This is a genomic window from Pseudomonas sp. Root71 (assembly GCF_001429045.1).
Classification (GTDB): Bacteria; Pseudomonadota; Gammaproteobacteria; order Pseudomonadales; family Pseudomonadaceae; genus Aquipseudomonas; species Aquipseudomonas monachiensis.
Genome location: NZ_LMHY01000011.1, coordinates 39207 through 61432, shown reverse-complemented (window position 1 = coordinate 61432; position 22226 = coordinate 39207). Strand labels below are relative to the sequence as shown.

Genomic DNA, 22226 nt, shown 5'->3' with positions numbered 1-22226 from the left:
ACAAAATCAATAGATCGCAGCCTGCGGCAGCTCCTACATGGAAATGGCGTGCATCTTGTAGGAGCTGCCGCAGGCTGCGATCTTTGCTTTTATGGGTGCTTGATGCCGTTGAGCCTCATCGACCCGACCAACAACTCATTGCTCTCGAGCTCGGCCAGGCCGGCGGTGCTGATCCGCTCTGGCAGATGCCCGGCACCATGCTGCAGGTAGCTCAACAGATTCCCCACCAGCGGGTTGTGACTGACCAGCAGCACGTTGCTTACCGCGACCATCTGTTCGGCCACCTTGTCCGGTTCCGTGTCCGGTGTCAGCCACTCGACGGTGCGGATTTCCGGTTCGAAACCCAACGCCTCTCGTACCAGTTGCGCTGTTTGCTGCGCTCGCAGGTACGGGCTGGCGTAAATGCCGGTCAGCGGCTGACCCACCAGCTCTGCGGCGACTTTCAATACTTCCTTACGACCGTTATCCGTCAATTCCCGCTCCGAATCGTGGGGGCGGGAACCGTGTGGTACAGCTTCACCATGACGCAATACCCAGAGTTTCATAGCTTGGGTTCCTCATCTCGGGCCGGATGGGGTGCCGGTGCCACGACATGCGGCGCCTCGCCTTCCGGTGTACGCGGCGTCGGCCAGTCGGCGAACGGCCAAGGCTTCTGGTCGCTGTGAAAGCTGCCGAAACGACCGATCTGCGCCAAAAACTGGCTCAGGCTGTCGCCGAAATTCATCAGGCTGGCGCTTGGGGCGCCATAGAACAAACGATAGATCAACTGCACCAGCACGACGGCGCCGAGGATGAACTGCGCCACTTGCCACACCAGCACGAAGAGGATCATCCACAGCACCCGCAGCAGGATAGACTCGTACTTGGCTTCTACTTTTGGATCGTTCATGCGCAACTCCCTGCTTTTCTGGCAAGCGTGATTAGTTGAAACCACTGGTGGAAATAAAGTCGACGTCGGTTTTCGGCTCGCCACGCATTAACAGACCGATGACCTGCTCCAGCGTGCGGCCCTCGAACAGGATCGCGTGCAGCCCGGCGACCAGCGGCATGTACACACCAACCTCCTGGGCCTTGGCCTTGAGTACTTTAAGGGTGTTGACCCCTTCGGCGACTTCACCCAGGCGCGTGACCGCCTCGTCCAGGCTCAGGCCCTGGCCGAGGGCGAAGCCGACCTGATAGTTGCGGCTCTTGGGCGACGAACAGGTCACGATCAGATCGCCCACGCCCGCCAGCCCCAGGAAGGTCATCGGGTTGGCGCCCTGATTCACCGCGAAGCGGGTCATTTCCGCCAATGCCCGGGTGATCAGCATGCTCTTGGTATTTTCCCCCATGCCCAGCGCCACCGCCATGCCGGCGATGATCGCGTAGACGTTTTTCAACGCCCCGCCCAACTCCACGCCGAAACGGTCGGCGCTGGCGTACACACGAAAGGTGCGCCCGTGCAGCGCGGCCTGAACCTGCTGGCAGAGTTCTTCGTCTTCACTGGCGACCACCGTGGCGGTCAGCGCGTGCTCGGCGATTTCACGGGCCAGGTTGGGTCCGGACAGGACGCCGATGCGCGCCTGCGGGGCGATCTCTTCGAGGATCTCGCTCATCAACTTGAACGTGTGGGCTTCGATGCCTTTGGTCAGGCTCACCAGCAATTTGCCGGTCAAGCGTTCAGCGTGCGGCACCAGCACCGAGCGCAGCGCGCTGGAGGGCAACGCGACGAAACACAGGTCGCAGGCGTCCAGGGTGGCTTGCAGGTCGGTGACCGGCGTAACGCCGGGCAGAATCTTGATGCCTTTGAGGTAACGCGGGTTCTCGCGATTGACCCGAATGGCCTCGGCCTGTTCGGGGTCACGCATCCACTGAAGGACCTGATGCCCGTTCTCGGCCAGCAGATTAGCCACGGCGGTTCCAAAACTTCCGCCTCCCAGGACCGCAATCGGGCGCTGTTCAGTCATATGCAATCCGTTAATCCATACCAGTGGCGATGTCGGCATTATACGGGGCAGCCCATCGGCGGCCAGCCCCGGCATCAAATACCTGCACCAGTAGGAAGAAGAGCAATAAAACCGAGGAAAATGCCGACATCGTGAATGGAAAAGTCATTCGGCTCGGTTAACATGCGCGCCAACAATCACTGACAGGGATCTGTTGTGTCTCCGGGCTCTCCTTCGCCGCGTTCGCCTCTGTTACTGGCGCTGATTTTCAGCTCGCCGGCGCTGGCCGACGACTTGTTCCTGGACAGTGAACCGCTGCCGCAAGTGCTCACCGCCACGCGCCTGAAGCAGTCGCCGGCGGCCGTACCGGGAAGCATGACGGTGATCGACAGCGCCCTGGTCCACGCCAGCGGTGCCCGCGACATCAGCGAATTGCTGCGCCTGGTGCCGGGAATGATGGTCGGCAACATCAGCGGCAACCAGGCAGCGGTGAACTACCACGGCACCAACGCAACTGAAGCGCGACGCATGCAAGTGCTGATCGACGGGCGCTCGGTGTATCGCGCCGGCCTGGCCACCGTGGACTGGAGCGACATTCCGGTGGCCATGGAGGACATCGAGCGCATTGAAGTCTTTCGCGGGCCGAATACCGTCAGCTACGGCGCCAATGCCCTGATGGCGGTGGTCAACATCATTACCCGGCGGCCGGCCGACAGTCACGGTACACGCATGAAGGTCACCCGGGGCCAGCGCGGCATCAACGACTTTTACGCCAGCCAGGGCCTGGGCTGGGAAGACGGTGACATGCGCCTGTCCCTGTCCGGCCAGCAAGACGACGGCTTCGACACCGACCGAACCGGCGCGGACTACCATGACAGCCGTCGCCTTGATCGCTTCAATCTCGCCGTCAGCCAGAGCCTCGACGAACGGCAAAGCCTCGACTGGCAGTTGAATGCCAAGGACGGCACCAACCAGCGACCCTATACCTACCGGCCGGTGTTCCCGGGGATTACCCGCGCGGGCAACGACTCCGACGTCACCGCCAAGGACTACGCCGGTTCATTGCGCTGGAATCTGGACATCAATCCCGACCACAGCCTGTATATCCAGGGTTCGGCCCAACACTGGGATCGCCAGCAAACCTGGCGCGCCTGCGATGCTGAAATATCCTTCAGCCCGCAACTGACCGAACTCTGGCAATTGAACCCGAACTACACCGAACGCCTGGCCCGCAATATCACGCGTTTCATCGGCCCTGGCGCGCCGGCCGGCACGCCCGCCGAGCAGGCGCTGGCCAATCAGGTGCTCGATCAATGGCGTAACGGCGCGAGCCAGACCGTTTGCGGCGACATCGACCAGAGCACCCGAGAGTCGCGCTACGACCTCGAACTGCAGGACACCCTGAGCCTTGCCGATAACCTGCGGCTGGTCAGCGGTTTGAACTATCGTTACGACCGGGCCGATTCCGAGACTTACTTCAATGGCACGCTCGATGACACCATCTGGCGCGCGTTCGGCCAGTTCGAGTGGCGTGCCACCGAACACTGGCTGCTGCAAGGCGGTGCCATGTTCGAGGACACCCGATTGATCGGCAGCTCACTGACACCTCGCATGGCGGTCAACTACCTGATCAATCCGCGCCATGGCTTGCGTGCGGTGTACTCCGAGGCCGTCCGTTCGCCGGACATGTTCGAGAACAACGTCAACTGGAGTTATCAGGTCACTAACCTCAAGCCCGGCGCCTTTGGCCAATCCAGCGCCCGCTATTTCGTCAAGACCCGTGGCCCCGGCGACCTCGATCAAGAGCACATGCGCTCCCGGGAGCTGGGCTACAACGGCTATTTTCCCGAACCGGGGCTGGCGCTCGACGTGAAGCTGTTCCACGACGAAATCACCGGCATGATCAGTGAACCGCTGCGCAATAATCAGTACATCGCCAGCAACGCCAACAAGGCGCGTTTTTCGGGGGTCGAAACCCAGCTCGACTGGCGTATCGGCAGCCTCGATCGCCTGCGCCTGACCTATGCCTACGTCGATACGGACGCCAGCAATCCGCTGGATGCCAGGCAGACTGCAAGCAACAGTGGCTCGGCCGGATGGCTGCGCGATTGGGGCCAAGGCTGGAACAGTGCGCTTTTCTATTATGGCGATGATGCCCTCAACGGCTACCGCTTCGAACGGGTCGATGTGCGCATCGCCAAACGTATCGCCTTGGGCAAGACCAGCCTTGAACTGGCCGGAGTGCTCCAGCAACGGCTGGACAATCAGCCGACCACCTTCATCGACAACAATTATGACCAGCGCCACGTGATGTACTTCAGCGCGGAGCTGGAGCTTTAAGATGCCGAATCGTCCAGCCTGCGCAATACCGACCCTGGGTCGGCTGCTGGCCATACTCTGCCTGCTGACAAGCGGCCTGCTGGGCAGCCTGGCGAGTAACGCGGCCGACATTTTGCTCACGGGGGCCGAAGACAGCCCGGCTGTGCGGGCGTTTACCCAGGCCCTGAGCGAGTTGCGACCACGCGATAACGTACGCTTCCAGACGCTGGCCAAAATGCCGATACCGGACAAGCTGCCGGAAAACATCCGCTTGATACTGCTCGACCTGCCCAGCCTCGACTGGCGCCTGCAGAACACCCAGGGCCCGGCGACTCTCGTATTGCGCATCAGCCGCCTGCAAGCCCGGCAACGCTTGAACAACACGTTGCCTGCGCGCCTTTGCCTGCTATGGAGCGATCCGCCACTGGACCGCCAGTTACGCTTGACCCGCACCCTGTTGCCTCAGGCCAGACGCATCGGCGTGCTCTACGACACCCACAGTGAATTCCTCTTGAATGAGCTGCGTCAGGCCGCCCTCCCCCTGGGTCTTGAAGTGGTCACCCAGCGCTGGGACAACATTCACGACAGTCGTCCACTACAAGCACTGCTAAGCAAAAGCGACGTGTTGCTGGGTCTGGACGATGCCGACCTGTACAACCCGCAAACCGCAAAGAACCTGCTGCTGAGCAGCTACTCGCGGCAAGTGGCGCTGATCGGACCCAACGCCGGATTCGTCAAGGCCGGGAGCCTGGCCAGCACTTATAGCGACCAGAGCGACTGGCTGGCGGTCCTCGACGAATTGCTCGACCGGCCACCTGCCACCTGGCCGCGCACGCTCTATCCCCATCGATTCAAGGTCGCGAGCAATCCGCAGGTGGCACGTTCATTGGGCATCGAACAGATAGACGAAACGTCTGTCGCCACACTGCTGGCTGAAGGAGAACGCCGCCCATGAGCTTGCGCCGTCGCTGGGACATCAACACCCGCACCCAACTCATCAGCCTTGGCCCTGCGCTGCTGCTGACCTTGTTGCTGATCAGTTTCTTCACGTTCGTGCGCATTCAGGATCTGCGTCAGGAAATCACCCACACCGGGCAGTTGATCGCCAATCAACTGGCCCCGGCCACCGAATACGGAGTGATTTCGGGCAACATCGAAGTGCTCGAAACCTTGCTCAAGGCGACGCTGGCCACACCCAACGTGAGCTTTCTGGAAATCCAGGACAGCGCCAACCGGGTTCTGGTGTACGTCGAACAACCAAACGAACACCACAATCGCGCGCTACAACTCGAAGTGTTCCAGGCACCGATACGGCTCCAGCGCATCGCGTTGCACAATGATTTTTTCCAGAGCAGCAAAACCGCCACTGCCGCCCCCACAGAAGACTATCTGGGCCGGGTGATCGTCGGGCTGTCCAACGACGCCTTCAGCCGGCGCCAACAGGAAATCGTGCTCAAGGCGGCCATCCTGGCGCTGTTTGCCCTGCTGTTTACCTTCCTCGTGGCCCGGCGCCTGGCGGGCAGCCTGTCGCAACCGATCCGTGATATCGGCAATGCCGTCAAGGCGATCCAGGAAGGCGACTACAAGACACCGCTGCCCATAGTCGACGACACCGAGCTGGGGGCGCTGTCGCAACACATCAACAACCTCGCCAGCGGTCTCGAGCAGGCCAGCCGCGAACAGCATCAGGCCATGGCGCAACTGATCCAGACCCGTGAAGAAGCGGAAAAGGCCAACAACGCAAAATCCGATTTCCTCGCCATGATGAGCCATGAACTGCGCACGCCGATGAATGGCGTACTGGGCATGCTGCAGTTGCTGGAAACCACCGACATGACCGAGGAACAGGTGGAGTACGCGGCGCTGGCCTCGGAGTCCACCGAGCACTTGCTCAAGGTCATCAACGACATCCTGGATTTCTCGCGGATCGAACGTTCAGAGCTGGAACTGGAGCACATTGCGTTCAACCTCGCCGATCTGATCGGCAGTTGCGCCCAGTCGTTCCAGCACAGCGCCGTGCAACGCCGTCTGGACCTGCAACTGATGATCCCCGACGACATGCGCGGCTTGCAGGTCAAGGGCGACCCGACGCGTATCCGGCAGATACTGGTCAACCTGGTTGGCAACGCGCTGAAGTTCACCGAAAAGGGCCGCGTCACCATCGAGGCGCAGTGGCAGTCGCTGGACCACGAGTTGCTGTGGTTCACCTGCACCGTGCGCGACAGCGGCATCGGCATCCCGGCGCAAAGCCTGGAATTGATGTTCAACGCTTTCCAGCAGGCCGACAGCTCTATCTCGAGACGCTACGGCGGCACGGGGCTGGGCCTGCCGATAGCCCGTACCCTGGCCGAACGCATGGGCGGCACCTTGCGCGCGCAGAGTGAGGAAGGCCGCGGTTCGGTGTTCACCCTGGAAATTCCCCTGGCACTGCACCAGCAGACACAACCGCTGTTGCCCCCTCGCGCGCAATCGCGCAACAGCAACGGCGAAGGGCGCAATGTGCTGTTGGTCGAAGACAACCCGGTTAACCAGACGGTCATCGAAGCCATGTTGCGCAGCCTGGGCTTCAAGGTCAGTGTCGCCGCCGACGGCGCGCAGGCGGTACGCAGTGCCGAAAGCCTGATTTTCGAAGCGATCCTGATGGATTGCCGCTTGCCGATCATCGATGGCTATGAAGCCACCCGACAAATCCGCAAGCTACCCGGTTGCACCGACCTGCCGATCATCGCCCTGACCGCCAACGCCTTGCAGGGCGATCGCGAAGCCTGCCTGTCGGCGGGGATGAACGATTACCTGGCCAAGCCGTTCAAACGGACTGATCTGCAGCAAATTCTGCAACGTTGGGTGCAGTAGTACAGGCCTTTCGACCATCTGTGACTGGCGTGAAAGGCGAAAGTGCGGCAGTCTTAGGCACCCGAACAGGCCCGAAAAGGGGCTTGAATAAAAATTTCAGTGCACAAGTGTACATTCATGTCCTTGGTGCTGTGACTTTCACCACAACGCAATAGTCTATGAGTAGGCTGCCGGTTCGAGGCATGAACGCTTCGATCGGCCGGGAAGATTTGCCCCACCTGCCGCATGGGACTATTGAGGAGCTCGCATGACCAAACAAAACGCCTTTACCCGGGAAGACCTGCTGCGCTGCAGTCGCGGTGAGCTGTTCGGCCCTGGTAACGCGCAACTGCCCGCCCCGAACATGCTGATGGTTGATCGCATCACCCTGATCAGCGAAGAAGGTGGCAAGTACGGCAAAGGTGAATTGGTCGCCGAGCTGGATATCAATCCGGACCTGTGGTTCTTCGCCTGCCACTTCGAAGGCGATCCGGTGATGCCGGGCTGCCTGGGCCTCGACGCCATGTGGCAACTGGTAGGCTTCTTCCTGGGCTGGCAAGGCTTGCCGGGCCGTGGCCGTGCGCTGGGTTCGGGCGAAGTGAAATTCTTCGGCCAGGTCCTGCCGACCGCCAAGAAAGTCACCTATAACATTCATATCAAGCGCGTCCTCAAGGGCAAGCTGAACCTGGCCATCGCCGACGGTTCGGTCACTGTCGACGGTCGCGAAATCTATACCGCCGAAGGCCTCCGGGTCGGCGTGTTCACCTCCACTGACAACTTCTAAGGGTTATCCGCATGCGCCGCGTCGTTATCACTGGTCTGGGCATCGTTTCTTGCCTGGGCAATGACAAAGAGACCGTCTCCGCTAACCTGCGTGCAAGCCGCCCTGGCATCCGGTTCAACCCGGAATATGCCGAAATGGGTCTGCGTAGCCAGGTTTCCGGCTCCATTGACCTCAACCTTGAAGAACTGATCGATCGCAAGATCTATCGCTTCGTCGGCCACGCGGCAGCTTATGCCTACCTGGCCATGAAAGACGCCATCACCGACTCCGGCCTGACCGAAGAACAGGTGTCCAACCCGCGTACCGGCCTGATCGCCGGTTCCGGTGGCGCATCGACCCTGAACCAGATGGAAGCGCTGGACATCCTGCGCGAGAAAGGCGTCAAGCGCGTCGGCCCATACCGCGTCACGCGGACCATGAGCAGCACCGTTTCGGCATGCCTTGCCACTCCGTTCAAGATCAAGGGCCTGAACTACTCCATCGCTTCTGCCTGCGCCACCAGTGCTCACTGCATCGGTACCGCCATGGAACAGATCCAGATGGGCAAGCAGGACATCGTCTTCGCCGGTGGCGGTGAAGAAGAGCACTGGAGTCAGTCGTTCCTGTTCGACGCCATGGGCGCCCTGTCCAGCAAGCGCAACGACACCCCGGAAAAAGCCTCCCGTGCCTACGATGCTGACCGTGACGGTTTCGTCATCGCCGGCGGTGGCGGCATGGTCGTGGTTGAAGAGCTGGAACACGCTCTGGCCCGCGGCGCCAAGATCTATGCGGAAATCGTTGGCTACGGCGCGACCTCCGACGGCTACGATATGGTTGCCCCTAGTGGCGAAGGCGCGATCCGCTGCATGCAGCAGGCGCTGTCCACCGTCGACACCCCGATCGACTACCTCAACACCCACGGCACCTCGACCCCGGTCGGCGACGTCGCGGAAATGAAAGGTGTGCGTGAAGTGTTCGGCGACAAGGCACCGGCCATCAGCTCCACCAAGAGCTTGTCGGGTCACTCCCTGGGCGCCGCCGGCGTTCATGAAGCGATCTACTGCATGCTGATGATGGAAGGCAACTTCATTGCCGGCTCCGCCAACATCGACGAGCTGGACCCTGAAGTGGCCGACCTGCCGGTGCTGACCAAGACCCGCGAAAACGCCACCATCAACACCGTGATGAGCAACAGCTTCGGTTTCGGTGGCACCAACGCCACCCTGGTACTGAAGCGCTGGCAGGGCAAGTAATACCCCGCCATAACGCCGCGCAAGAAAACGCCCCGACTGGTTCGGGGCGTTTTTTTGCCTTGAGAAAACCCTCTGAAGATGAAGCTTTTGTCATGAAACCAAATGCCCTGCGACTGAATGTCGCGGATTCCGCGGGCTGCAGCACTGTTGCCGTTTTTGCAAAAAACCCTTACCAAACCCAATCATTTACTTAGCAAGCTACCAAACTCTATAACAGAGTCCTGCACACGCCTTGCTGCAGATAACAGAGATTGGAGCTAGCAGATGACTGTAAAAGTAACTGAACGCGACGATTCACATAAATCCCACGAGGGTGTAGCCGCCGGTATCCGGATCTGGGACGTGCATCAACAAGACCTGCTGGTCGGGATGTTCCACTCCGAGACCGACGCGCAAAACTACAGGGCCGAACTGGAAATGCTCGAGCGCAAACGCGAGCTCGCAACCGGTTGAGGACAGACTCTACAGACTTGCAGCTTGCCCCCCCACGCAGGGGCAGGCTGCAACCGGGCCACTTGGCTCAGGTAATGTGAACAGCCGCCAAATGAAGGGAGTCGTCGATCACCAGCGCAGGGACAACACTGACGATCCGCCCCGCTTCAAGTTTCACCACCTCGCATTCACCGTCGCCCGCGCCGTCATTACGGATCGCGTACTGGAGCGAAGACGGATGCAGTTTGCCGTAGTTGAATTTCATGCCGCAGGCAATCAGAAAATCGATCTTCGCCCCCGTCAGTTCAATTTCCTTGTCCCGCTCACCGTCTTTCAACTCTGCATAATCGAGACATAAATTGATACTGAATGGGCAGCCCGGAACGAGGCTGTTAATAAACATCCCTTCATATCCACCAAAATAACTATGCTCGGCCCGCACACTACTCACTGCCTTTACCCTGACTACAACCTCGTCAAACAACTTAAATAACCAATAGCCGTCTTCATCGCCAACATGGTTGCCGAAATCGATACCTGATACGTAGCGTTTCGGCCACATCGACATCAATGGCATATCGACCTCATATTCCTTGTTGGTAATTGTCAGCATGTAATTGATAACATCGTAGTAACTCGACTCCCCCTCTCCTACCTTGATAAGCGTCGCACAGCTTCCCGCCAGCAAAACGATCTTGCCGTATTGCTCCATTGGTAGTTCGCTGATCAACAGCGTCACACACTCAGGTACCTTCTCCAGGTATGCAGAACTCAGCTCGTGCAGTTCTTCTTCACTGCGGATCTGGTGCCAGGGAATATTCCAGAAAAACTCAGGCAGGGTAAAGAAAACACACGCAGTCTCACCATGTTTCTCACGGGCGGTCTTAGCAGCGATCTTGATTTTTCGGCGCACCAGGTAAGCGCGCTCGGCCAGTTCACTGTCCAGATAATCGAGAATGGATTGTTCGGGCATTCGCGGGTGCGACAACTGCGATTTGAAAGTGGGTTGACGTAACGAAGCGATACTTACCAGCATCAAAGATATCCTTATCCATTTAAATTCATTCCATTAGTTCCTCCCGCCAAACAGCTAACCACTCATTCAAGAGCGATTATTTTTGGCAAAAGAAAACCCGAAAGATCGTATCGATACGAGCTTTCGGGTTCAAATTTTTAATCCTGCAAAGTACTAGCAAATATTTAGTACTGGCGAACTATTTACCACATCAGATCATCAGGGATCTTGTAGGCCGCGTACGGATCGTCCTCGACGCTGACTTCTTCGGTCTGCACATTCAACTGCACGATGCGTTGCGGATCACGCTCCTGAATCTTCAGCGCCGCCTCGCGCGGAATCACTTCGTAGCCGCCGGCGTGATGCACGATGGCCAGAGAACCGCTGCTGAGCTTGTTGCGCATCAGGTTGTTGACGCAGATGCGCTTGACCTTCTTGTCGTCGACGAAGTTGTAGTAATCCTCGGTCGTCAATTTCGGCAGGCGCGAGACTTCGATCAATTGCTTGACCTGCGCGGCACGGGCCTTGGCCTCGGCCTTTTCCTGCTGCTGGCGGTTGAGCTCCTGGTCGCGCTTGACCTTCTCGGCCATGGCTTCCTGTGCCGCCCGCTGTTGGGAGTCATCCAGTTCGATCTGGCCTTTGTGGGCCAGGCGTTGCTGTTTCTGCTTGTCTTTGCTGACCTGCTTGGCCTGCTTCTGGTTGACCAGCCCTGCTTTGAGCAACTGGTCGCGAAGGGAAATGCTCATGGTGCTTATTACTCACTTAGGCCACTGCTCAACCGCAGCTGGGCAAATTCTTTTCCTGACGTTTGGCTTCGCCCCACAAGGCGTCCAACTCTTCGAGGGTACAATCTTCCATGGGACGGCGGGTGTCGCGCAATGCCTGTTCGATAAAACGAAAGCGTCTTTCAAACTTGCCGTTGGCGCCACGCAGTGCGGTTTCCGGATCAACCTTGAGATGCCGCGCCAGATTCACCACGGAGAACAGCAGGTCACCGATCTCGTCGGCCACGGCCTCGGGATCATTTTCCGACATGGCTTCAAGGACTTCATCGAGCTCCTCACGCACTTTGTCGAGCACCGGCAAGGCGTCCGGCCAGTCGAACCCGACCTGCCCCGCGCGCTTTTGCAATTTCGCCGAACGTGACAACGCCGGCAATGCAGCGGGGACGTCATCGAGCAATGACAGCTGTTCGGGCGCCGAGGACTTCTCTGCGCGCTCCTCGGCCTTGATCTCTTCCCAACGCTGCTTGACCTGCTCTTCGCTCAGGCGCGGGACATCCAGTGGCGCATAGAGATCGCCCGCAGGGAACACATGGGGGTGACGACGGATCAGCTTGCGGGTGATGCTGTCGACCACGCCATCAAACTCGAAGCGCCCTTCTTCCCGGGCCAACTGGCTGTAATACACCACCTGGAACAACAGGTCACCGAGCTCACCCTGCAAGTGATCGAAATCACCGCGCTCAATGGCGTCGGCGACTTCGTAGGCTTCTTCCAGAGTGTGGGGGACGATGGTGGCGTAAGTTTGCTTGATGTCCCACGGGCAACCGTACTGCGGGTCGCGCAGGCGGTTCATCAGGTGAAGCAGGTCTTCAAGGCTGTGCATCGACAATCTCATTTAGACGCAGGCCCCTGTAGGAGCTGCCGCAGGCTGCGATCTTTTGATGTTAAAAAACAAGATCAAAAGATCGCAGCCTGCGGCAGCTCCTACAAGGGTGCCGATCATGGCGTACGGTTACGCCGGGTTTCGATGATGTTCGGCAACTGGGAAATCCGCCCCAACAACCGCCCCAACGCATCCAGCCCCGGAATCTCGATGGTCAGGGACATCAACGCAGTGTTGTCCTCCTTGTTCGAGCGAGTGTTGACCGCCAGCACGTTGATTCGCTCATTGAGCAAGACCTGCGAGACGTCACGCAGCAACCCGGAACGGTCGTAGGCGCGGATGACGATGTCCACCGGATAGGTGAGCACCGGCACCGGGCCCCAACTGACCTGGATGATCCGCTCTGGCTCACGCCCGCTCAGTTGCAGCACCGAGGCGCAGTCCTGGCGGTGAATGCTCACCCCGCGGCCCTGGGTGATGTAACCGACGATGGCATCTCCCGGCAGCGGCTGGCAGCAGCCGGCCATCTGGGTCATCAGGTTGCCGACGCCCTGGATCTGGATATCGCCGCGCTTGCCCGGTTTGTAGCCAGTGGCCTTGCGCGGTATGAGTTCAAGCTGTTCGTTGCCACGCTCCGGCTCGACCAGTTGCTGCGCCAGGTTGACCAGTTGCGCCAGGCGCAAGTCGCCAGCACCGAGGGCCGCGAACAGGTCTTCGGCGGTTTTCATATTGGCCTTGTCGGCCAGCTTGTCGAAATCCACCGCCGGCAGACCGAGGCGATTAAGCTCGCGCTCAAGCAGCGTTTTACCGGCCGCGACGTTCTGGTCACGAGCCTGCAACTTGAACCAGTGAACGATCTTGGCCCGTGCCCGCGACGTAGTGACGTAGCCCAGGTTCGGGTTCAACCAGTCGCGGCTCGGGGTGCCGTGCTTGCTGGTGATGATCTCGACCTGTTCACCGGTTTGCAGGCTGTAGTTGAGCGGCACGATGCGCCCGTTGATCTTGGCGCCACGGCAGTTGTGACCGATTTCGGTGTGGACGCGGTAGGCGAAGTCCAGCGGGGTCGCGCCCTTCGGCAAGTCGATGGCGTGACCGTCCGGGGTGAAGATATAGACCCGGTCCGGCTCGATATCGACCCGCAGCTGTTCCGCCAGGCCACCGATGTCGCCCAGCTCTTCGTGCCATTCGAGCACCTGGCGCAGCCAGGAGATTTTCTCTTCGTAATGATTGGAACCGGACTTGACGTCGGTGCCCTTGTAGCGCCAGTGCGCGCAAACGCCGAGTTCGGCTTCTTCGTGCATCGCATGGGTGCGGATCTGCACTTCCAGCACCTTGCCCTCGGGCCCGATTACCGCCGTGTGCAGCGAGCGATAGCCGTTTTCCTTGGGGTTGGCGATGTAGTCGTCGAACTCTTTCGGGATGTGTCGCCACAGGGTGTGAACGATGCCGAGCGCGGTGTAGCAATCGCGCATTTCCGGCACCAGCACGCGAACGGCACGCACGTCGTAGATCTGGCTGAACTCCAGACCCTTGCGCTGCATTTTGCGCCAGATCGAATAGATGTGCTTGGCCCGGCCGCTGATGTCGGCATCGACACCGGTGGCCTGCAATTCGTTTTTCAGCTGGCTCATCACGTCGCTGATGAAACGCTCGCGATCCAGTCGCCGCTCATGGAGCAACTTGGCAATCTGCTTGTACTGGTCGGGCTCAAGGTAACGGAAGGACAAGTCTTCCAGTTCCCACTTGATGTGACCGATACCCAGGCGATGGGCCAGCGGTGCGTAGATGTCGAAGACTTCACGGGCCACGCGGTTGCGTTTTTCGTCGTCGGCGGTTTTCACCGCGCGGATCGCGCACGTGCGTTCGGCCAGCTTGATCAGGGCGACGCGAACGTCGTCGACCATGGCCACCAGCATCTTGCGCAGGTTTTCCACCTGGCCCTGAGTGCCCAGCACCAGGGATTTGCGCGGGCTCAGGCTGTCGCTGATCGCGGCCATGCGCTGCACGCCGTCGATGAGCTTGGACACCACCGGACCGAAGCGCTGGCTGACGGCCGGCAACTTGATCTGATTTTCGCGCACGCCTCGATACAGGATCGCGGCGACCAAGGAGTCCTGGTCGAGCTTGAGATCGGCGAGGATCTCGGCGATCTCAAGCCCGGTACGGAAAGTCGAGTTACCTTCCGACCACAGATTCTGTGCCGCATTGGCTTGTTGTTCGGCCTCCCGAGCGTACTCGCAGGCCTCTTTCAAGGCTTCGCGATCCAGTGCCAGATCGACACTGACCGCATGATCGAGCCAAGCCTCGAGATTGATACTGCCGTCGGTGTTGATCGGCTGGTGTGCTCTCACCTGTACCATCTTGCTTACCTTCCCTACGACGCAGATTCAATGCGTCAAATCGCTGACCTTCGTTGCCCGTGCGCCCACGTCGGGCTGGGTGCGCGGCTGCACGGGCGGGCCAGTCGGACCAGACGAGCATCCTAGCTCGCTTCAAATAACGCCATGGCCTCGACATGTGCCGTTTGAGGAAACATATCGAGAATCCCGGCACGTTTTAACCGGTAGCCCTGCTTGATCAATTCGACCGTGTCGCGCGCCAGAGTTGCAGGGTTGCACGACACATACACCAATCGCTCGGCGCCAAGGCTCTTGAGCTTGCGCACGACCTCGAAAGCACCGTCACGCGGTGGGTCCAAGAGTACCGCACAAAAGCCTTCGGCGGCCCATTCGGCGCCTGTCAAAGGCTGGGATAAATCGGCCTGAAAAAACTTCGCGTTATGCAGATTGTTGCTAGCCGCATTCGCCGCGGCCCGATCGACCATCACCTGCACGCCTTCGACCGCCACCACTTCACGAGCGGCCTTGGCCAACGGCAAGGCAAAGTTGCCCAGGCCACAGAACAGGTCAAGTACCCGCTCATCCGCTGTCGGCTTCAGCCAGTCCAGCGCCTGGGCGACCATCGCTTCGTTAACGGCGGCGTTGACCTGGATGAAATCCCCTGGACGATACGCCAACTCCAGGTCCCACTGTTCAAGGCGATAGCCCAACGACTGATCGGCCTCGACCGGTTGCGGTTCGCCGTCGCCATGCAGCCACAACTGGGCTTCATGGAACGCACAGAATTCCTTGAGGATCGTCAGGTCGGCGTCGGACAACGGTGCCATGTGCCGCAGCAACACAGCCAGCGTCGAGCCACTGAACAACTCCACATGCCCGAGCGCCTGGGGTTTGCTCAAGCGCCGCAGCATCTGGGGCAAGCGGGCCATGATCGGTTGCAAGGGCTGTACCAGCACCGGGCAGTCATCGATGCCCACGATGTCCTGGCTGCCGGCGGCACGGAAACCGACTTCGAGTTTTTTCGCCTTCATGTCCCAGCGCACAGCGACTCGGGCACGACGCCGGTAAGCGAATTCCGCACCGCTCAATGGCGCTGCCCACTCTTCGGGTTCGACGCCCGCGACCCTCGACAACTGCTCGGCGAGCATGCGCTGTTTCAGGGCAAGCTGTTCGTTGTGGGGCAGATGCTGCACGCTGCAACCGCCGCAGCGGCCGGCATGGGCGCACGGTGCAGGCCGGCGTAACTCACTGGCCTTGAACACCCGCTCGGTACGCGCCTCGACCACTTTGCCGTGGGCACCGAGCACCCGCGCCTCGATCTCTTCACCGGCCAATGCGCCGATGACGAACCAGGTGCGGCCTTCGAAAAACGCGATACCGCGACCGTCATTGGCCAGGCGCTCGATGGTCAGGCGCTGCTTTTTGCCGGTCGGGACTTGCGGGGCCTTGCTGCCGCCAGTGGGCTGGAAGCGCAGGCCTCTTTCATGTTTGGCCATCAGTTGGGCGCGTCGAAAATGCCGGTCGACAGGTAACGGTCGCCACGGTCGCAGATGATCGCGACGATCACCGCGTTTTCAACTTCTTTGGACAGGCGCAGCATGGCCGCCACGGCACCGCCCGAGGACACGCCACAGAAAATGCCTTCTTCGCGGGCCAGACGACGGGTCACGTCTTCGGCTTCGCTTTGGGCCATGTCGACGATCCGGTCCACGCGGTCGGCCTGGTAGATCTTCGGCAGGTATTCCTGAGGCCAGCGGCGGATACCCGGGATCGCCGAGCCTTCCATCGGTTGCAGACCGATGATCTGCACGTTGTCGTTCTGCTCTTTCAAGTAGCGCGACACACCCATGATGGTGCCGGTGGTGCCCATGGAGCTGACGAAATGGGTGATGGTGCCCTGGGTCTGGCGCCAGATTTCCGGGCCGGTGGTGGTGTAGTGCGCCTCGGGGTTATCACCGTTGGCGAACTGGTCCAGCACCTTGCCGCGACCTTCGGCTTCCATTTTCTGCGCCAGATCACGGGCGCCTTCCATGCCCTGCTCCTGACTGACCAGAATCAGCTCGGCGCCATAGGCCGTCATGGCTGCCTTGCGCTCGGCACTGGAGTTGTCCGGCATGATCAGGATCATCTTGTAACCCTTGATCGCAGCGGCCATGGCCAGGGCGATCCCGGTGTTGCCCGAGGTCGCCTCGATCAGCGTATCGCCGGCGTGGATCTGCCCGCGCAGTTCGGCGCGGGTGATCATCGACAGCGCCGGCCGGTCCTTGACCGAACCCGCCGGGTTGTTCCCTTCGAGCTTGAGCAATAGGGTATTGCTGGTGGCGCCGGGCAGGCGCTGCAAACGGACCAGCGGAGTGTTGCCGACGCAATCGGCGATGGTTGGGTACTGCAAGGTCATGGCGTATTCGCAATCCAGACTGCGGGGGCGACTATCATACCGGCAAACGTTCCCAGGCCATATCACGCAAAGTGTGGTGCTTATGGTTTATGGGAATAAGCAGATATTTTGCGGTGAACATGAGGGCCTCTTCGCGGGCAAGTCGGATCGCCGCACCGCCGCTCCCACAGGGTACCGGGGTGATCATACGTTTTGCGGTTGGAACACGCCCAATGTGGGAGCGGGCTTGCTCGCGAAGGCGTCGGCACTGGCGCTATTAACATCCGCCAACAAGCGCATATTCAGGCGCAACCCGGTCCCGGTGTTCTGCGCCCACAGCTGTCCGCCCTGACGCTGCACCGCATTGCGGGCGATACTCAAGCCCAGCCCGAATCCACCGTCCCCCGGCCGCGAACCGTCGAGCCGGGTGAACGGCAGGAAGATCCGCTCCAGATCCGCTTGCGCCACGCCGCCGCCGTGATCTTCCAGCCACAGGTGCCAGAAATCGCCATCACGACGACCACCCAATTGGACAATGCCTGCGGCCGGTGAATGCCGAATCGCATTGCGCAGAATGTTTTCCAATGCCTGGGCCAGGGTGTTGAGATGACCGCGAACCCAGCAGGATGAATCCACCGTGCATTGAAACTGCGTATCGGGCCAGCCACTTTCATAGCAGGCGTTTTCCGTGAGCATTTCCCACAGGGCCTGGATCTGGATCGCTTCGTCGGGCAATCGGGTGCGCTCGGTATCGAGCCACGCCAGTTGCAGCGTGTCTTCCACCAGGCGCTGCATGCCATCGACCTCACGCCCGATGCGCTCGCGCAATGGCTCCAGCCCCTGCTCGCTTTCACTGGCCACCCGCAGTCGGCTCAAGGGCGTGCGCAATTCGTGGGACAGGTCGCGCAGCAGTTGCTGCTGCAGGGCTACAGTACTTTGCAGGCGTTCGGACATGTGATCGAACGCCCGACCCAACTCACCCAGCTCATCCGATCGATTGGTGGTCCGGGCCGACAGCCGTACGTTCAGTTGATCGGCACGCCAGGCATTGGCCTGCGCGCGCAAGTGATTGAGCGGGACCACCAACAGGCGATACAGCCCGACGCATAGCAGCAAGGTGAACAATCCCGGAATCACGCCGTTGGTGATCACCCGCCAGAACACCCGATAACGCCCGGGTACAAAGCGCTTGGGCAGCTCGATCACAAGGCTGCCGGCGGACGGGTCACCGGGAAACGGTATGCGCATCCACGGCCGACCTTTCTTGTGGATGGGCCAATCGAGGCCGCGCAAAAAGGTCAGGCGTTCGACTTCCTTGTCCGTCAGCGATTGGTTGCTCAAGGACTGCAAATCACCACCGATGACACCGACCCAGCCTTTTTCCCGCTGATGCATGCCTTGCAGCCAGTCATCGACACCAGCGCTCTGGCGCTGCTGCCAGACCTGCTCGGCTTCGGCGGCGTAGCGCGCCAGGGTGCCGCGGGCCTCATCGGAGAGGAACTGGTTGCGCTGCTCCATGTAACGGCCCCAGGACCAACTCAGCCAGATCATCAGCAGGCAGAAAGCGACCAATAGACAGGCCAGTTTCCAGAACAGCGAATGCCTGCCGGGCAAGTTACACTTCATCAGCGTGGCTCAGGATGTAGCCCTTGCCCCATACCGTGCGTACTTCGCGCTCGGTGTAGCCAATGGCCTTGAGCTTGCGGCGGATCTGGCTGATGTGCATGTCCAGGCTGCGGTCATGGGCCGCGTAACCGCGTTGCAGCACCTGTTGATAAAGGAAGGCTTTGCTCAGTACTTCGTCGGCGCTGCGGTGCAGCGTCTCCAGCAACCGATACTCGCTGCGGGTCAAGCCACCGGCCTGTTCGCCATAAAAGACCTCGTAGCTTTCATCGTCGAAACGCAGGCTGTCCATCGATGGGGCCGGCACCGCGGGTGCGGGACGGCGGTCGAGTGCCACCCGCCGCAGAATGGCTTCGATGCGTACCCCCAACTCCACCATGCTGAAGGGCTTTGGCAGGTAATCATCGGCCCCCAGTCGAAAGCCGCTGATGCGATCGGCCTCGGCACCGAGGGCCGACATCAACAACACCGGGGTGGAATGGCTCTGGCGCAATTGGGTCAGCACCGCCAGGCCGTCCATGCCTGGCAGCAGAATATCCATCAGCACCACGTCGAAAGCTTCCCTGCGGGCAATATCCAGGCCTTCCCGGCCGTTCTGGCACCAGGTCACCTGGAAACCGCTACGGTCCAGATGCTCATGCACGTAGGCGCCGAGCACAAGGTCGTCTTCGATGGACAGGATTCGGGGGAGAGCGGCAGTGATGGGAGCCATGACTATCTGCAAATAATTCTCAGTTGAGCAATTATTCAAGATTGCCTCGCCAGGGGCAACCCACCGTTTGTCCATATCGCCATTAAGTCATTCGGGCCGACGAATGACGGCACCATTTTTACGAGGATTGCCCGCGAGCAAATCGCTACACTGCGCAAGTGGTGCATGGCGGATGCATGTACAGCTCTATAAATAGCGGGATGCAGGAGAGATGCGTGCTCAAGAAACTGGGAATCAAAGGCCGCGTGCTGTTGCTGACCCTATTGCCAACCAGCCTGATGGCGTTGGTGCTGGGGGGGTATTTTACCTGGATGCAACAGGCGGACCTGCACATCCAGCTCATGCAGCGTGGCGAAATGATCGCCGAGCAGTTGGCGCCATTGGCGGCTCCCGCCATGGGCCATCAGGACAACGAACTGCTCGAACGCATTGCCACCCAGGCCCTGGAACAAACCGACGTACGAGCCGTGACCTTCCTGGCTCCTGATCGCACGCTACTGGCCCACGCCGGCCCGACCATGCTCAACCAGACCCCCTCCGGCAGTGGCACGCAGATGCTGCGCCGCAGTGGCAACGATGCGACCCGCTATTTGCTGCCGGTATTCGGCAAACACCGCAACCTGGCCGGGGACGTGATTCCCGAAGAAGCCGACCGCCTGCTGGGCTGGGTCGAACTGGAACTGTCCCATAACAGCATGCTGTTGCGGGGCTACCGCAGCCTGTTCGCCAGCCTGATACTGATCATTGCGGGACTGACGGGTGCGGCACTGCTGGCCCTGCGCATGGGGCGCACGATCAATCAGCCGCTGAGCCAGATCAAGCAGGCCGTGGCCCAGCTCAAGGACGGTCATCTGGAAACCCGCCTGCCGCCCCTCGGCAGTCAGGAGCTGGACGAGCTGGCCTCGGGCATCAACCGCATGGCCGGCACCCTGCAAAATGCCCAGGAAGAGTTGCAGCACAGCATCGACCAGGCCACCGAAGACGTGCGCCAGAACCTGGAAACCATCGAGATCCAGAACATCGAGCTGGACCTGGCGCGCAAGGAAGCCCTGGAAGCGAGCCGGATCAAGTCCGAATTCCTGGCCAACATGAGCCATGAAATCCGCACACCGCTCAATGGCATTCTCGGCTTCACCCACCTGCTGCAAAAAAGCGAGCTCACCCCACGCCAGCTCGACTACCTGGGTACCATCGAAAAGTCCGCCGACAGTCTGCTGGGGATCATCAACGAGATTCTCGACTTCTCGAAAATCGAGGCCGGCAAGCTGGTGCTTGACCATATTCCGTTCAACCTGCGCGACCTGCTCCAGGACACCCTGACCATCCTCGCCCCGGCCGCCCACGCCAAACAGCTGGAACTGGTGAGCCTGGTGTACCGGGACACGCCACTGTCACTGGTGGGCGACCCGCTGCGGCTCAAGCAGATCCTGACGAACCTGGTGAGCAATGCGATCAAGTTCACCCGCGAAGGCACCATCGTCGCCCGCGCCATGCTCGAAGAAGAACACGAAGACACCGTGCAGTTGCGCATCAGCATTCAGGACACCGGCATCGGTCTGTCGAACCAGGACGTGCGCGCCCTGTTCCAGGCCTTCAGCCAGGCCGACAACTCGCTGTCGCGGCAACCCGGCGGTACTGGCCTGGGCCTGGTGATTTCCAAGCGCCTGGTCGAACAGATGGGCGGTGAGATCGGCGTCGACAGCACGCCTGGGGAAGGATCGGAATTCTGGATCAGCCTGAGCCTGCCGAAAACCCGCGACGATGCCGAAGACCTGCCCTGCGCGCCCTTGCTCGGGCGACGGGTGGCGGTACTGGAAAACCACGAGCTGGCGCGGCAGGCGTTGCAGCATCAACTGGAAGACTGCGGCCTCAGCACCACACCGTTCAATACCCTTGAAAACCTGACCAATGGTGTCACCGCCGCCCACCAGACCGACCAGGCGATCGAGCTTGCCGTGCTCGGCATCACCAGTAACGACATGCCGCCGGAACGCCTCAACCAGCACATCTGGGACCTCGAGCATCTTGGCTGCAAGGTGTTGGTGCTGTGCCCGACTACGGAACAGACGCTGTTCCATCTTTCCGTGCCCAACCCCCACAGCCAGCTCCAGGCGAAACCGGCTTGCACCCGCAAGCTGCGACGCGCCCTGTCTGACCTGATCAACCCGCGACCGATACGCAGCGAGCCGGGCGAACCGTTGTCCAGCCGTGCCCCGAAGGTGCTTTGCGTCGACGACAATCCGGCCAACCTGATGCTGGTGCAGACCCTGCTCGAAGACATGGGCGCCAAGGTGCTCGCGGTGGAAAGCGGTTATGCCGCCATCAAGGCAGTGCAAAACGAGACATTCGATCTGGTGCTGATGGACGTGCAAATGCCCGGCATGGACGGCCGCCAGAGCACCGAGGCAATCCGCCAGTGGGAAAGCGAGCGCCATTGCACACCGCTGCCGATCGTGGCGCTCACTGCCCACGCCATGGCCAACGAAAAACGCGCGCTGCTGCAAAGCGGCATGGACGACTACCTGACCAAACCGATCAGCGAGCGGCAATTGGCCCAGGTGGTGCTCAAGTGGAGCGGCCTGGCGCTGCGCAATCACAGCCCGGAGCGCGCAGGCGATGGGCATGCGGGTGCCCATGACCTGATGGTACTCGACCACGACGAAGGATTGCGCCTGGCCGCTGGCAAGGCTGACCTGGCTGCAGACATGCTGGCGATGCTGCTCGCGTCCCTGGAAGCCGACCGAGAAGCCATCCGCCTCGCTCAGCAAAGCAACGACCACAACGCCCTGATCGAACGGGTCCATCGCCTGCATGGCGCGACGCGTTACTGCGGCGTACCGCAATTGCGTGCGGCCTGCCAACGCAGCGAAACCCTGCTCAAGCAACAGGACCCGAAAGCCAGCGTGGCACTGGATGAGCTCGACCGGGCAATCAATCGCCTGGCTGCCCAGGCGCGCATGAATGCTTGATGCAGCGCAATCGCCAAGGGTTGCCGGCGAGCTAACCTGACGACTGTCGAATGCCGGCT

The 22226-nt window shown here is 60.5% G+C and carries 18 protein-coding genes; 7 read left to right on the top strand and 11 right to left on the bottom strand.

Translation table 11 applies throughout. The features are described 5' to 3' along the window. Window positions 1-89: 89 nt before the first annotated feature. The 3 genes from sixA to ASD95_RS09920 are packed head-to-tail and all read right to left on the bottom strand — an operon-like array spanning window position 90 to window position 1946. Window positions 90-545, bottom strand: a complete 456-nt coding sequence (gene sixA, locus ASD95_RS09930) for a phosphohistidine phosphatase SixA (protein WP_056727993.1) — start codon at window positions 543-545, stop codon at window positions 90-92. After that, window positions 542-889, bottom strand: coding sequence for a DUF4389 domain-containing protein (locus ASD95_RS09925; protein ID WP_056727994.1), 348 nt, complete (start codon window positions 887-889; stop codon window positions 542-544). The genes sixA and ASD95_RS09925 overlap by 4 nt, the downstream gene beginning before the upstream one ends. Window positions 890-920: 31 nt before the next feature. After that, the gene (locus ASD95_RS09920; protein ID WP_046042990.1) at window positions 921-1946 is read right to left on the bottom strand and encodes an NAD(P)H-dependent glycerol-3-phosphate dehydrogenase; all 1026 of its coding nucleotides are present in this window, start codon (window positions 1944-1946) and stop codon (window positions 921-923) included. 195 nt (window positions 1947-2141) lie between these two features. Here ASD95_RS09920 and ASD95_RS09915 point away from each other — a divergent pair, with 195 nt between their 5' ends. From ASD95_RS09915 to ASD95_RS09890, 6 genes are all read left to right on the top strand, one after another. After that, on the top strand, window positions 2142-4265 hold the full coding sequence (locus ASD95_RS09915; RefSeq protein ID WP_056727996.1) for a TonB-dependent receptor plug domain-containing protein: 2124 nt from the start codon (window positions 2142-2144) through the stop codon (window positions 4263-4265). Between the two features lies 1 nt (window position 4266). Beyond that, window positions 4267-5199 carry an ABC transporter substrate-binding protein gene (locus ASD95_RS09910; RefSeq protein ID WP_056727997.1) on the top strand — a complete coding sequence of 311 codons (933 nt, stop codon included), beginning with the start codon at window positions 4267-4269 and terminating at the stop codon, window positions 5197-5199. Continuing rightward, the gene (locus tag ASD95_RS09905; protein WP_056728000.1) at window positions 5196-7097 is read left to right on the top strand and encodes an ATP-binding protein; all 1902 of its coding nucleotides are present in this window, start codon (window positions 5196-5198) and stop codon (window positions 7095-7097) included. Before ASD95_RS09910 ends, ASD95_RS09905 begins: the two co-directional genes overlap by 4 nt. A gap of 247 nt (window positions 7098-7344) precedes the next feature. Further along, window positions 7345-7860, top strand: a complete 516-nt coding sequence (gene fabA / locus ASD95_RS09900) for a 3-hydroxyacyl-[acyl-carrier-protein] dehydratase FabA (RefSeq protein WP_003227150.1) — start codon at window positions 7345-7347, stop codon at window positions 7858-7860. 11 nt (window positions 7861-7871) lie between these two features. Then, window positions 7872-9092, top strand: a complete 1221-nt coding sequence (fabB, locus tag ASD95_RS09895) for a beta-ketoacyl-ACP synthase I (protein WP_046042997.1) — start codon at window positions 7872-7874, stop codon at window positions 9090-9092. A gap of 264 nt (window positions 9093-9356) precedes the next feature. Beyond that, window positions 9357-9545, top strand: coding sequence for a hypothetical protein (locus ASD95_RS09890; protein WP_056728002.1), 189 nt, complete (start codon window positions 9357-9359; stop codon window positions 9543-9545). A 67-nt stretch (window positions 9546-9612) separates the two neighbouring features. On the opposite strand, the gene ASD95_RS09885 is transcribed toward ASD95_RS09890, so the two are convergent. The 8 genes from ASD95_RS09885 to ASD95_RS09850 form a co-directional block, all read right to left on the bottom strand. Next, on the bottom strand, window positions 9613-10560 hold the full coding sequence (locus tag ASD95_RS09885; RefSeq protein WP_056728004.1) for a hypothetical protein: 948 nt from the start codon (window positions 10558-10560) through the stop codon (window positions 9613-9615). A 182-nt stretch (window positions 10561-10742) separates the two neighbouring features. Then, complete coding sequence (locus ASD95_RS09880; RefSeq protein ID WP_056728006.1) at window positions 10743-11285, bottom strand: DUF2058 domain-containing protein; 543 nt, start codon at window positions 11283-11285, stop codon at window positions 10743-10745. Window positions 11286-11313: 28 nt separating this feature from the next. Beyond that, window positions 11314-12147: a nucleoside triphosphate pyrophosphohydrolase gene (gene mazG, locus ASD95_RS09875; protein ID WP_056728007.1), complete on the bottom strand. Its 834-nt coding sequence runs from the start codon at window positions 12145-12147 to the stop codon at window positions 11314-11316. Window positions 12148-12263: 116 nt separating this feature from the next. Continuing rightward, the gene (relA, locus tag ASD95_RS09870; protein ID WP_056728008.1) at window positions 12264-14507 is read right to left on the bottom strand and encodes a GTP diphosphokinase; all 2244 of its coding nucleotides are present in this window, start codon (window positions 14505-14507) and stop codon (window positions 12264-12266) included. A 122-nt stretch (window positions 14508-14629) separates the two neighbouring features. Then, window positions 14630-15982: a 23S rRNA (uracil(1939)-C(5))-methyltransferase RlmD gene (gene rlmD / locus ASD95_RS09865; RefSeq protein ID WP_056728009.1), complete on the bottom strand. Its 1353-nt coding sequence runs from the start codon at window positions 15980-15982 to the stop codon at window positions 14630-14632. After that, window positions 15982-16884: a cysteine synthase CysM gene (cysM, locus tag ASD95_RS09860; protein ID WP_056728010.1), complete on the bottom strand. Its 903-nt coding sequence runs from the start codon at window positions 16882-16884 to the stop codon at window positions 15982-15984. Before cysM ends, rlmD begins: the two co-directional genes overlap by 1 nt. A gap of 183 nt (window positions 16885-17067) precedes the next feature. After that, the gene (locus tag ASD95_RS09855; protein ID WP_056728011.1) at window positions 17068-18489 is read right to left on the bottom strand and encodes a sensor histidine kinase; all 1422 of its coding nucleotides are present in this window, start codon (window positions 18487-18489) and stop codon (window positions 17068-17070) included. Then, window positions 18479-19198, bottom strand: coding sequence for a response regulator transcription factor (locus tag ASD95_RS09850; RefSeq protein WP_056728012.1), 720 nt, complete (start codon window positions 19196-19198; stop codon window positions 18479-18481). The genes ASD95_RS09855 and ASD95_RS09850 overlap by 11 nt, the downstream gene beginning before the upstream one ends. A gap of 215 nt (window positions 19199-19413) precedes the next feature. Between ASD95_RS09850 and ASD95_RS09845 the strand changes: the two genes are divergently transcribed. After that, entirely contained in the window at window positions 19414-22167 is a 2754-nt protein-coding gene (locus tag ASD95_RS09845) for a response regulator (protein ID WP_056728013.1), read from the top strand. Window positions 22168-22226: the final 59 nt, after the last annotated feature.